This window comes from Stenotrophomonas sp. 2619 (genome assembly GCF_040548725.1).
Classification (GTDB): domain Bacteria; phylum Pseudomonadota; class Gammaproteobacteria; order Xanthomonadales; family Xanthomonadaceae; genus Stenotrophomonas; species Stenotrophomonas maltophilia_AP.
In genome coordinates this window covers 1-13,115 of record NZ_JBEPSF010000027.1, presented here as the reverse complement: position 1 = coordinate 13,115, position 13,115 = coordinate 1, and the positions used below count along the sequence as shown (strand labels likewise).

The following is a 13,115-nucleotide window of genomic DNA, read 5'->3' as shown; positions in this document are numbered from 1 at the left end:
GAATGCGTCGTTTTGCCCTGATTGCCGCCACCGCGCTGCTCGCCGTCGCCAGCACCGCCCAGGCCCGTGACACCCGTGTTGAACAATCGCTGCGTGAGCTGGTGAGCTCGCAGGCCGCCCGTGATGCCGGCATCGACGGCAGCGTGCGCTTCTACCTGGCCGGTGAAAAGGTCAACGTGCAGCAGCGCCTGGGCGAAGACGTGACCAACAAGAAGACCAACGCGGCCAACAAGAGCGACGAGGAAGCCTGCCGCTGGGTCGCCCTGTCGGCGCTGCGCGCGCTGCAGGACGGCGCCAAGTCGCGCAACGCCAACGCGGTGGTGGACATCGTCAGCTACTACAAGAAAAACGAGTTCAAGAGCACCACCAACTACGAGTGCTACGCCGGCACCCTCATGGCCGGTGTCGCCCTCAAGGGCACCTACGCCAAGGTCAAGTAAGACCGCTCGCAGCCATCGCTCCGTCGGGGCGGTGGCTGCGGCTTGTTTCACGATCGACAGCTACAGCTACAGCTACAGCTACAGCAACGGCGATTTCTCGCCTGTGCCGGGGAGGGCAGGCCTGTGTGGGTTTCCGGGGCACGCCGTAAATCCGTCCCTGGAGGCTCGGTGTTGCCATCCATGGCAACACACGGCCCCGGCAACCCACACAGGCCTGCCCTAGGACAGTGTGTCGGTTCGCATGGAACGGCAAAGGCCAAGCGCCACCTCACCCAAGGCCGCGCGCAACCCGCGGTAGTGCCGAGCCACGCTCGGCAGCTCTTCCTCCCCCCAACGAAAACCGGTGCACCCGCTCCGGCTCCTGCTGTTGCCCTGCTCTCCAAAAGCACCAGAAATTTCTGGAAGCGTTGGGGACGGTGGGTATCCGGGGCCCTGAGCCGCATGGATGCGGCGACGGAGCTTACACGGACGTACTTGCAGCGTGCCCCGGATACCCACCGTCCCCAGCGCTCCCCCAAAAAGGACGGCACCGCTTTTGATCCAGCTTCTGCTCCAGTTCCAACGCTCTGGCTTCAAAAAAACCGGCCAAACCCACCTGAACAACCCCGCGACATTGATGAACCTGAATCTGCCGCGCGCCATCAAACCGTCAGTTAAGCCCGCTCGCGGCTTTCCCCCTTGCCTGCTTTACTCCACAATCATCGTATCTACTGCCAGGGCCAAGCCCCGCGGGCAATGCAAGCCTACGTCTACAAAAGCCAACGCAAGCAGGACACTTACGTCTACCTCGCCGTCCGTGATGACTTCAACGCCGTACCCGACGCGTTGAAGGCCAGCCTGGCGCCGTTCGCATTCGTCCTTGAAGTCGCCCTGACCCCCGACCGTCGCCTCGCCCTGGCCGACGCCGCGCAAGTGCGCGCCAACCTCGCCGAACGCGGCTTCCACCTGCAGATGCCCCCGCCGCTGGTCGCCCCCGTGCGCGTACCGCGCCGCGATGACTGACGCCCTGCGCAGCCGCGCCACCGCCATCGCCCTGGCCGCCGGCGTCCTCCTGGCCCTCGCCGCCGCACTCGGCGGCGTACCGGCCGCGCTCGGTGTCGCCCTCGCACAGCCAGCGTTCGCCCTCGGCATCTCCTGGTGGCGCCGCACCCGCCCCATCCACCCGCCGGCCCAGCTCCTGCGCCAGGAACTGCCCGCACTGCTGGCCCCCTGGGTCGCCGGGCCCGTCCTGCTGGCCGCACTGGTCGCCTGGCCGCTCGGCGCCCTGCATGACAGTGGCAGCCTCGCCGCCGTCCTCGGCCTCAGCGTCGCCGTCAGCGCCGCCCTCCTCGGCGTCTGGCGCACCTGGCCGCTGTGGAATGAAATCGAACGCACCGATGGCAGCCTCACCCACCACTGGCAGGCCCTGTCCGGCCGTGACCTGAGCGCCTGGCGTGGCCTGGCCGTCGCCGCCCTCGTCGTCGTGGTCTGCGCCCTGGTGGTACTGCCCGCCTGGCCGGGCCTGGTCTCCGATGCGCTGCGCTGGCCGCTCACCCTCGCCATCGTCGTCCTCTCACCGCTGGCGCACCTGCTGCTGCAGGCCATCACCCCCGCCGCCCCCCTGGCCGCGCGTGGCCAGGCCGACCTCGACAACGACGCGGCCCATGCCTTCGCCGCGCACGCCGCCGAACCCCAGCCACTGGAGCCGCTGGGCACGCACGAACACCTGCCTGCCTTGTACGATGCCGCCCGCAGCGGCCGCGTCGACCGCGCCCTCCAGCTGCTTGCCGCCGGTGCCGACCCGCACGGCCCGCCCGACCCGGCCTGGCGCGACCAACGCAACCTGCCCGTGCTCGCCGCCGTGCTGCCCGACCTGCGTCTGCTGCGCGAACTGATCGCGCGCGGCGTCGACGTCAACGCCCCGCATCGCGGCATGACCCCCTTGCTCGCCGCCACCCGCGACAGCTGGCACGGCCGCCCCGAAGCCGTCATGACCCTGCTGGCCAACGGCGCCGATTCGCGCGCCGTCGACAGCGACGGCAACACCCCGTTGCACCACGCCGCACGCAGTTCCGACCCGGGCGTGGCCGCGCTGCTGCGCGATGCCGCCGCCGAAGTGGATGCGCTCAACAACGACAGCTGGTCGCCGCTGGCCGTGGCCTGCCAGGTCGGCAACTGGCGCCTGGCGCGGTTCCTGCTCGAGCGCGGCGCCAAGACCGAACCAGCCGACGGCACGCCCGTCCTGCTGGCCGCCGCCGGCACCGAAGAAGACGATCCGGCCGGCGTGCAGCTGCTGCTCAAGCACAAGGCCCGCGCCGACGCGCGCGACCGCCAGCGCCGCAGCGCCCTGCACGAAGCCGCCCTGGCCGGCCATGTCGACATCATCGACGTCCTGCTGGCCGCTGGCGCCAATCTGGAATCGCGCGACGCCCTGTCGCGCACGCCGTGGCTGGAAGCCGCCCGCGGTGGCCGTGCCGCCGTGATCGAACACCTGCTGCCGCACAAGCCCGACCTCAACGCGGTCGACCTGGAAGGGCGCAACGCGGTACTGCTGGCCTGCATGGCCGACAGCGTGTCGCCGCTGCTGGTGCGTCGCCTGCTGGAACTGGGCATCGCCGCCGACGTGCCCGATCCGCAGGGCCGCCGCGCCGTCGACATCGCCGCCAGCGCCGGCCGCTGGACCATCGTCTCGCTGCTCGATCGCACGTACCCGTTGCCGGCCTCGGTCACCGACGGCCTGACCGCCGCCGAGGGCGACGCCGCCCTGGCCACCTCGACCCTGCCGGACCGCCCGCCGCTGGACCTGCTGCGCGAAGCGCTGGGATTCGGCAATTTCGAGGGCATGGTCGCGTTGGCCCGCCTGTGCGATCCGCAGGAACTGGGCGGCCTGTTGCACGACGCCGAACTGGCACTGGACCCGCAGGCCGTGGACTGGTTGCTGGCGCATGGCGCCGCACCGGAGGTGCTGGACGCCTGTGGCGATACGCCCATGTTTGCCTTGCTCGCGCGTGGCATCGATGCGGTGCCTGCCCTGCAGGTGCTGCTGCGGCGTGGCCTGTCACCGGCCGGTCGCGGTGGCCTGGCGCGCCTGCTCAGCGCCTGCGCCCAGCACGACCACGCCTCGCGGGGCCTGGAACAGCTGGCCCTGGAACTGCTGGAGCGCGGTGCCGATCCGTTTGCGCCCTCACCGGCGGGCGATCCGCCGCTGTCACTGGCCGTGCGGCTGGGCTGGTTGCGGCTGCAGCACGCGCTGCTGGTGCTGGGCGTGGACCGTGAGGCCCGCGACAGCCATGGCATGACCGCGCTGCACCTGGCCACGGCGTTGGCCCGCGAAGGCTCGCTGAAACTGCTGGTACAGCAGGGTGCCTCGCCGGAAGCGCGTGCGGCCGATGGCCAGACGCCGCTGGGCGTGGCGTTGTCGATCGGTCGCCGTGACCTGGCCGATTGGCTGGACTGGCGGGTGTGGCCCTTGCCGCGCCGTGTCCTGCGTGACGCCGACCTGCCGGCGGCGGCCATGTCCGGCGACGCCGATGCAGTGCGTCGCCTGATCGACCTGGGGTTTGCGGTGGATGTGGTGGACGCCCAAGGCTGTACCGCCCTGCTGCGTGCAGCCGGCGGTGGTCACCTCGCCGTGGTCGACCTGCTGCTGGCGCGCGGTGCCAACCCGCAGCACGCGGCGGCCAGTGGCGCCACGCCGTTGTCGGCAGCGGTCAGCATGCGCCAGATCGACATCGTGTCGGCGCTGCTCGACGCGGGTGCCGAACTGGAATATCGCCTGCCGGGCGGTGTCACCGTGCTGATGCTGGCCTCTGCGCTGGGCCTGCCCGACATCGTTGCGCGCCTGCTCACCGCCGGCGCCAACGTGCACGCCGGCGACGCGCAGCAGCTGGGCCCGCTGCATTGCGCGGCGCTGTACGGGTTCAGTGCGCGCGACCGCTCGCGCCTGCTCGCCCTGCTGGACACCCTGCTGCTGGCCGGTGCAGAACCGGACCAGGCCGCCGCAGGCTCGGTCACGCCGCTGCTGTTGCTGCTGGGCGCGCGTGCCGAACCGGGTACCGCCTGCGACGAACAGGTGGTGCTGGCGGCGGTGGAACGCCTGCTCGACGAGGACGTGTCGCTGGACGTGCGCGATCCGCGCGGGTTCGGTCCGCTGCACCTGGCGGCCCTGCACGGCCTGCCGTTGCTGGTGCAGCGCCTGATGCGTGCCGGTGCCGACCCGGACGTGCGCGATGCGCTCAACCGCAACCCGCGCGAAATTGCGGTCATGCGCGGCTTCATCGACGTGGCCGGCGAGTTCGCACCGCGCGTCCCCGGCGTGTCTTCGATGGCGCGGTTCCTGCGCGATAACGGCTGATCTGTCGACAACCCCTACGCGGTGCTGCGCGGCAACTGATGTGACCATCGGGCCACAAGCGATGGAAAGCGGTCATGCGTGCGGCACCACCTTGCGTCCCCGGGCGCGATCCATTCCATCAGTTGCATCATGTCCGCATGATGCTGCTGCAAGGGCCAGTGCAGGATCGGCTCGTGGTGCGCGATGCGGTTGCGAAGGTGTCGGATCCGCACCAGCGGCGTGGAAAACTGTTTGCGTCGAAGTCCACGCCCAACGGGGTCTGCCGAAATCCGGTGCAGTGTCTGCTGCCATAGCACCTCGTTTTCCTTGTTGAACATCATCGTCCAGAATCCAAAAGTCAGGTGCGAGATAGGGAGGCCGCACGGTCGCTGCATTGACCGGCCCAGGTCAGATAGCGACGCATGCGCTCGTCGGAATTCCATTCAGCGAGTCTTTCAACAGTCGCCGCGTTCATTCAGAAAATTTCTGGTGCGGCGCTTGATGCAGTGGCATCGCGACGCTAACCTTGCCCGGCTAACCCCGGTACCGTCTCTGCCATTGGCACGCGGCCGGGGTAAGTTCTTTCTGGGGCATGGACAGTGGCCTCGTGGCTGCCGGGCCCATGCAGCGTGATCCAACCGGTCCTGCCCAGAGAGCGGTGATCCGCCCGTCAGCGCCTCGGTACGTTCCGCAAAGGGCGGTGGGGTTTTCAGCCGCTGCACGCGGTTGCCGGGCAGAGCCCGGCGCTACGGAGGTGGCGTCAACCGCGCCGGTCGGATGCGTCCGTCTTTGCGTCGCGCTCGGCATCGGCCTCGAACAGATGCATCAGATCGGCCCGCGCATCGCGCGAGGTCTGGATCACCGCGGCCTCGTCGTCGTACACCAGGTACTGGTCGCGCAGCAGTTTCTCGTCGTGCTCGCGGAAGCGCTGCACGTGGCTGTGCGCGGTATCGGCCGGGATGCCCAGCGCGATCAGCATGCGCTCGCTCAGCTCCAGGCTGGTGCCGAACACTTCGCGGAACGGCTCGGCCGACATGTCCATCAAGCGCCACGCATGCTGGCGGTTGCGCGCCCGCACCAGCACCACCGCATCGGGGTACATGCGCCGGATCAGCCGCGTGGCGCGCATGTTGGCGTCCGGGTCGTCCAGCGTCACCACGTACACGCGGATGTGTTCGCCACCGGCGGCGCGCAGCATCTCCGGCCGGGTCGGGTCGCCGTAGTACAGCTTGTTGCCGAACCGGCGCAGGTCCGACACCGTGTCCGGGTTCGACTCCAGCGCCACGAACGGAATCTTCTGTGCGGTCAGCAGGCGCGCCACCACCTGGCCGAAGCGGCCCATGCCGGCGATCATCACCTGCGGCTGGGTGCCGCCGGTGTCGACGGTGTCGGCCGGCGGCGCGTTGCCCTTTGGCGCGTCCTCGTGGCCCAGCAGGCGCAGCAGCGCGATCATCAGCAGCGGGGTGATGGCCATCGACAGGCCCACGATCGCCACCAGCCGGTCGTGGTTGGCACTGCCCAGCAGGTGCGCGCGCTGCGCCTCGTTGAACACCACGAAGGCGAACTCGCCGCCCAGCCACAGCACGCTGCCCAGCATCACTGCATGTCGGGTGCGCAGCTTGGCGAGCTTGCCGATGCCGAACAGCAGGCCGAACTTCACCAGCAGCAGGATCGCCACGCCCGCGGCGATCATCGCCGGCTCGGCCACGATGCGGTCCAGGTCGATGCCCATGCCCACCGCGATGAAGAACAGCCCCAGCAGCAGCCCCTTGAACGGTTCGATCTGCGATTCCAGCTCGTGGCGGAATTCCGAATCGGACAGCAGCACGCCGGCCAGGAACGCGCCCAGGCTGGGGCTCAGCCCGGCCTCCTGCATGAACCACGCCGTGCCCAGCACCACCAGCAGCGCCATCGCGGTGAACACTTCCGGGCTGCGCGTGCGCGCGATGATGTTGAACAGCCGGCGCAGCACCGGCCGCCCGCACAGGATCACCACCGCCAGCGCGCCCAGCGCCACGGCCACGTCGCTCCATTGCAGGGTGTCGTTCTTGGCCCCGCCCAGCAGCGGAATCGCCGCCAGCAGGGGAATGGCGATCAGGTCCTGGAACAGCAGGATGGCAAAGCCCAGCCGGCCGTAGTCGCTGTTGATCGCCTTGTGCTCGGACAGCAGCTGCAGGCCCACCGCGGTGGACGACAGCGCAAGGGCAATGCCCACGATCAGCGCGCTCTTCCACTGGAAGTGGTCGAGCAGCAGCAGGCTGCCCAACACCAGTGCGCTCAGCGCCACCTGCAGCGCGCCGGCGCCAAACACCGAGCGCCGCATCACCTTCAGGCGCGCCGGGGACAGCTCCAGCCCGATCACGAACAGCAGCATCACCACGCCGATTTCGGCCGCGCCCAGGATGCGGTCGGCGTCCTGCACGAAGCCCAGCCCGTCCGGGCCCAGCACCACGCCTGCGGCCAGGTAGCCCAGCACCGCGCCGAAGCCCAGCTTCTTGAACACCGGCACGGCGATCACCGCTGCCAGCAGCAGCACCAGGGCCAGCTCAAGCGCGCCGCTATGCATGGAAGGACCTGCTCATGGGATCGTCGCCGGGCAACATCGAGGGAAAGGGCATCACGGCCCACGGCCGCCGCCCATTATGCGACGCGCACGTTGGCCCAACGTCAATCGCAGCCCAACGCGGCAGCGGCGCCCGGGTTGACCCGCCCGGCGCCCGGGTCCAGACTGCCCGCCGCTGCCGGCACGTCCGGCAGTACACCCTTGCGGAGTCCCCGAACCGATGTCCAGCGACAGTAGAAGTCGACCTTGCTCGACGCCAGTGATGGCCACCGCCTGACGAGGGACGGTTCGCCACCGCTGGCGTCGCGCATGGCGATCCCCACAGGCGAACCCGATGAACCAGAAAGACCTGCTGCGCCCGGTGGCCGATGCCGCCGCCCTGAGCGCACCCCTGGCCAGCTTCAACACCGCCGACGCGGTGGAATTCCTCAATACCCTGGAGCTGTCGCGCGCCGCCGACACCCTGGCGGCCTTGCCGTTGCCGCGCGCGGTGAAGATGCTCGAACAGCCCGAGCTCAACCGCAGTGGCGACCTGGTGGCGCTGCTGCCGGTGGCCCGTGCCGCCGCGCTGCTGGGCCTGATGGCCGACGACCGTGCCACCGACATCGTCCATGAGCTGGACGAGGACGACCGCGCGCGCCTGATCCCGCTGCTCAGCGCCGACGCCCGCCAGTCCATCCAGCAGTTGCTCAGCTACCCCGCGCACACCGCCGGTGCGCTGATGACCACCGAGTTCGTCAGCGTGCCGGCCAACTGGACCGTCGGCCGCACCCTGCAGCACATCCGCGAAGTCGAGCGCACCCGCGAAACCGTCTACGCCATCTACGTGCTCGACCCGCACACCCGCACCCTGGTGCAGGTGGTGACCATGCGCCGCCTGATCACCGGCCTGCCCGACGAGCCCATCCTCGACGTGGCCCAGACCAACCCGCCGGTCACCGTCGATGCCATGCTCGACCAGGAAGAAGTGGCCCAGCTTATCCGCCGCCACGACCTGCTCGCCATCCCCGTGGTGGACCCGGCCCAGCACGTGCTCGGCATCGTCACCGTGGACGACATCCTGGATGCCCTCATCGAGGAATCCACCGAAGACGCGCACAAGTTCGGCGGCATGGAAGCGCTGGAAAAGCCGTACATGCAGATCGGCTTCTTCGGCATGATCCGCAAGCGCGCCGGCTGGCTCAGCGTGTTGTTCCTGGGCGAAATGCTCACCGCCAGCGCCATGCAGCACTACGAGGACGAGCTGGCCCGCGCGGTCGTGCTCACCCTGTTCATCCCGCTGATCATGAGCTCGGGCGGCAACTCCGGCTCCCAGGCCACCTCCCTGCTGATCCGCAGCCTGGCCCTGCGCGAACTGCGCCTGCGCGACTGGTGGAAAGTGGCCCTGCGCGAAATCCCCACCGGCCTCACCCTCGGCGCCATCCTGGGCGTGCTGGCGATGATCCGCATCGTCTCCTGGCAGCTGCTCGGCCTGCACGATTACGGCCAGCACTGGCAGCTGCTCGCCCTCACCATCGGCGCGGCGCTGGTGGGCATCGTCACCTTCGGCTCGCTGTCCGGCTCGATGCTGCCCTTCATCCTCAAACGCCTCGGCTTCGACCCCGCCAGCGCCTCGGCCCCGTTCGTCGCCACCCTCGTGGACGTCACCGGCCTGGTCATCTACTTCAGCATCGCCGCGATGATCCTGCGCGGCACGTTGTTGTAGCCGATGCGGTGAGAGTCAGCCACGCATGGCGTGGCTCTACCGGGGATGGTTTCCGTGTGCGAGTCCCGACCGGGCAAAGGCTCTCGTGTCCGATGAAGCAACCCGTCCAGGTGTGAGGCGGCAGGCCCAACCGGAACCGTTGTACGGCATGGATGCCGTACACGAGCCCCCAGGGACGGGTTCACGGCGTGTTCCGGTTGGGCCTGCCGCCTCGCGCCCTACATGGAAAGCGAACAACGGTAGACCAGCTCTGGACTTGCTTTGGCCGTGCTCTGGACCTTGCGCCAGATCATCCCACCCACCACCGCACCCGTGTACCGTGTCATCCCATGTACCGGTGACTGATCGGCCCCATGAGCACCTACCACCTGCAATCCGTCTTCCGCCCGCAATCGGTTGCCGTCATCGGCGGCAGCCCGCGCGAACGCTCCGCCGGCCGCGCCGTCATGCGCAACCTGCGCAGCACCGGCTTCCCCGGCAAGGTGGCCTGGATCAACCCCCGCTACAGTGACATCGACGGCATCCGCACCGTCAAACGCCTCAAGGACCTCGACTGGGTCCCCGAACTGGTCGTCATCACCGCGCCGGCCAGCATCGTCCCCCAGGTCGTGGCCACCGCCGCCGAACGCGGCGTGGCCGCCGCCATCATCCTCACCGCCAACCTCGGCCAGGGCCCCGGCTCGCTTGCCGAGCAGGTGGAAACCGCCGCCCGCGCCAAAGGCCTGCGCATCCTCGGCCCGCACTGCCTGGGCGTCATCGCCCCGCACGCGCGCTTGAACGCCAGCATTGCCGCGCACTTCCCGCAGGCCGGCGACCTGGCACTGATCTCCGAATCCAGCGCCATCGCCGCCGCCCTGGTCGAATGGGGCGTCGCGCGCTCGGTCGGCTTCTCCGCGGTCGTCTCGCTCGGCGACACCCTCGACGTCGACTTCGGCGACCTGCTCGACTACTTCGCCACCGACTACCGCACCCGCGCCATCCTGCTCTACGTCGAACACATCGGCGACGCCCGCAAGTTCATGTCGGCCGCGCGTGCCGCCGCGCGCGCCAAGCCGGTGGTGGTGGTCAAATCCGGCCGCCACATCCGCATCAACCCCGATGCCGACACCCACGTGCAAGCGCTGGCCAGCGCCGACGCCGTGTACGGTGCCGCCTTCAACCGCGCCGGCCTGCTGCGCGTGGGGGCACTGGACGAACTGTTCACCGCCGCCGAAACCCTTGGCCGCCTCGGTACCTTCCCCGGCCGCCGACTGGCCATCCTCAGCAACGGCGGCGGGGTAGGGCGCCTGGCCGTGGACCAGCTGCTGGCCCTGCGCGGCAGCCTGGCCGAACTGTCGCCGGCCACCGTGGCGCAGCTGGACAGCGTGCTGCCGCAGGGCTGGTCGCGCAGCAACCCGGTCGACATCGTGGTCGACGCCGATGGCGAACGCTATGCCGCCGCCATCGACGCGTTGATGTCCGACAGCGAAAACGATGCGGTGCTGGTGGTCAACGTGCCCACCGCGTTCACCTCCTCGGCCGACGCCGCCCAGGCACTCACCCGCACCCTCGGCCTGCGCCCGCGCCACCACCGCGACAAACCCGTGTTCGCGGTCTGGCTCGGCAACGACGACCGCGCCACCGCCACGCTCAACGCCGCGCGCGTGCCCACCTATCCCACCGAAGCCGAGGCCGTGCGCGGCTTCCAGCACCTGGTGCGTTACCGCGACGCGCAGGCCGCGCTGATGGAAACCCCACCCAGCCTGCCCGAAGATTTCGTCGTCGATACCACCACCGCACGCGCGCTGGTCGAAACTGCGCTGGCGGCCGGCCAGCAGTGGCTCGACCCGATCGCCACCCACCAGCTGCTCACCGCCTATGGCATTCCGTCGGCGCCGGTGATGCAGGCACGCGACGCGCGCGAGGCCATGGAACTGGCGCAGCCGCTACTGGAGCAGGGCGCCACCGTGGCGGTGAAGGTGTTTTCCGCCGACATCCCGCACAAGTCCGACGTGGACGGCGTGCGCCTCAACCTCGGCTCGCTGCAGGCGGTGCATGCGGCGGCCACCTCGATCATCGCGCGCGCGCATGAGAAGCGCCCGGACGCGCGCATCGACGGGGTGCTGGTGCAGCCCACCATCGTGCGCCCCAAGGCGCGCGAGCTGATCGCCGGCATCGCCGACGACCCGACCTTCGGCCCGGTGATCGTGTTCGGCCGCGGCGGTACTGCTGTCGAAGTGATCGACGACAAGGCGCTTGCACTGCCCCCGCTGGACCTGCGCCTGTCGCACGAGCTGATCGGCCGCACCCGCGTCTCGCGCATCCTCAAGGCCTACCGCGACGTGCCGGCCGCCGACGAGCGCGCGGTGGCGCTGATCCTGGTCAAGCTGGCGCAGCTGGCCGCCGACATTCCCGAGATCCGCAGCCTGGACATCAACCCGCTGCTTGCCGACCGTGACGGGGTGATCGCGCTCGATGCACGCGTGGCCATCGCGCCCTCGCGCAAACTGCACAAGGGCCGCGGCCATCCGCGCTTTGCGGTGTTCCCGTATCCCAAGGAATGGGAGCGCACCATCACCCTGTCCGACGGTGCGCCGGCCTTCGTGCGCCCGGTACGGCCGGAAGACGACGCGCTGTTCCGCGCGTTCTTCGCCCGCGTCACCGACGACGACCTGCGCCTGCGCTTCTTCCAGTCGGTGAAGCACTTCAGCCACGAATTCATTGCGCGACTGACCCAGCTCGACTACGCCCGTTCGATTGCGCTGGTGGCCATCGACCCGCGCAGCGGCGACATGCTCGGCGCGGTGCGCCTGCACGCCGACGCCGACTACGACCGCGGCGAGTACGGCATCCTGATCCGCTCGGACCTGAAGGGTCACGGCATCGGCTGGCGGCTGATGGCCATCATGATCGAGTACGCCAAGTGGCTGGGCCTGAACATCGTCGAAGGCCAGGTGCTGCGCGAGAACAGCACCATGCTGGCGATGTGCCAGAGCCTGGGCTTCAAGACCAGGCTGGACCCGGACGACTCCACGGTGATGGTGGTGACGCTGCCGGTGCAGGAGGTGAAGGTGCCGGACGCGCCAGATACCGCAACGCACTGAGCCGTTGGCGGCACGGACCGTGCACGCTGGCGCGGCGACAATAGGCGCATGACCGACCGCCTTCCCCTGTTGCTGCTCCCCGGCCTGCTCAACGACGCTGAACTCTGGCGCGCGCAGGTCGCCGACCTGTCCGATATCGCCGACTGCACCGTGGGCGACCAGACCCGTGGCGAGACGATGCAGGCCGTGGTCGACGACGTGCTGGCGCAGGCACCGGCACGTTTCGCGCTGGCCGGCTTCTCGCTTGGCGGCTTCGTCGCCCAGCAGATTCTGCGCACCGCACCGGAGCGGGTGCTGCGGCTCGCATTGATCGACACTTCGATCCACGCCGACTCGCCCGAGCGTGCCGCCCAGCGCCAGTCGCAGCGCGCCAGCGTGCGCCTGCCCGGCACCTTCCACGGCTTTGGCGACAAACTGATGCGCAGTTACATCGACGCCTCGCGGCTGGATGACTACGTGCTGGTGCAGCGCGTGCGCGACATGACCGCGCGGCTGGGTGCCGAGGTATTCCTGCGCCAGAGCGCGCTGGAACGCGGCGACGGCCGCGACGTGCTGGCCGGCTACCGCGATCCGCTGTTGATTGTGTGCGGTGCCAACGACCGCATTACCCCGCTGCCGATCAGCGAGGAAATGCATGCGCTGGTGCCGGGTTCAACGCTGGTGGTGCTGCCCGATTGCGGGCACCTGGCACCGATGGAGAAACCGGACGAGGTGAGCGCGGCGATGCGCGCGTGGTTGCAGGCCTGATCCGCCACTGTCGCCGCGCCCGCTGCTCCCGGTAGGGTCGCATCCGGATCGACTGCCGTGAAACGCGCCACGTTCGGTATTGGCATGACCCGCATCTAGGTACGTGCTTCGGCCAGGGTCATGCGTTCGCCGCGCTGATCCACACGGTCGGCGGTCGATCGGGATCCGACCCTACCGCCGGTTACATCCGGAGGACGGTCAGAAGGTGCGGATGAGCAACACCGGGAAAGCGACCCCGGTAGGGTCGCATCCCGATCGACTGCCG

General features: G+C 69.3%; 8 protein-coding genes. 6 read left to right on the top strand and 2 right to left on the bottom strand.

The window, feature by feature from the left end:
* The first annotated feature begins 2 nt into the window (after nucleotides 1-2).
* From ABIA71_RS20220 to ABIA71_RS20210, 3 genes are all read left to right on the top strand, one after another.
* Nucleotides 3-440, top strand: coding sequence for an excinuclease ATPase subunit (locus tag ABIA71_RS20220; protein WP_128096734.1), 438 nt, complete (start codon nucleotides 3-5; stop codon nucleotides 438-440).
* Nucleotides 441-1,175: 735 nt separating this feature from the next.
* Entirely contained in the window at nucleotides 1,176-1,442 is a 267-nt protein-coding gene (locus tag ABIA71_RS20215; protein ID WP_128096105.1) for a YcgL domain-containing protein, read from the top strand.
* A complete protein-coding gene (locus ABIA71_RS20210; RefSeq protein WP_354287692.1) occupies nucleotides 1,435-4,773 on the top strand; it encodes an ankyrin repeat domain-containing protein in 3,339 nt (1,112 codons plus the stop codon). The genes ABIA71_RS20215 and ABIA71_RS20210 overlap by 8 nt, the downstream gene beginning before the upstream one ends.
* A 14-nt stretch (nucleotides 4,774-4,787) precedes the next feature.
* Here the strand turns inward: ABIA71_RS20210 and ABIA71_RS20205 are convergent, their stop codons facing one another.
* Entirely contained in the window at nucleotides 4,788-5,093 is a 306-nt protein-coding gene (locus ABIA71_RS20205) for a hypothetical protein (RefSeq protein ID WP_354287690.1), read from the bottom strand.
* 419 nt (nucleotides 5,094-5,512) lie between these two features.
* Nucleotides 5,513-7,318 (bottom strand): monovalent cation:proton antiporter-2 (CPA2) family protein, encoded by a 1,806-nt coding sequence (locus tag ABIA71_RS20200; protein WP_354287688.1) that lies wholly within the window; start codon nucleotides 7,316-7,318, stop codon nucleotides 5,513-5,515.
* 331 nt (nucleotides 7,319-7,649) lie between these two features.
* Here ABIA71_RS20200 and mgtE point away from each other — a divergent pair, with 331 nt between their 5' ends.
* The 3 genes from mgtE to ABIA71_RS20185 all read left to right on the top strand — a co-directional run bounded on the left by mgtE (nucleotide 7,650) and on the right by ABIA71_RS20185 (nucleotide 12,850).
* Nucleotides 7,650-9,020, top strand: coding sequence for a magnesium transporter (mgtE, locus tag ABIA71_RS20195; protein ID WP_354287686.1), 1,371 nt, complete (start codon nucleotides 7,650-7,652; stop codon nucleotides 9,018-9,020).
* A gap of 353 nt (nucleotides 9,021-9,373) precedes the next feature.
* A complete protein-coding gene (locus tag ABIA71_RS20190) occupies nucleotides 9,374-12,103 on the top strand; it encodes a bifunctional acetate--CoA ligase family protein/GNAT family N-acetyltransferase (protein WP_354287684.1) in 2,730 nt (909 codons plus the stop codon).
* 48 nt (nucleotides 12,104-12,151) lie between these two features.
* Nucleotides 12,152-12,850, top strand: a complete 699-nt coding sequence (locus ABIA71_RS20185; protein WP_354287682.1) for an alpha/beta fold hydrolase — start codon at nucleotides 12,152-12,154, stop codon at nucleotides 12,848-12,850.
* Nucleotides 12,851-13,115 lie beyond the last annotated feature (265 nt).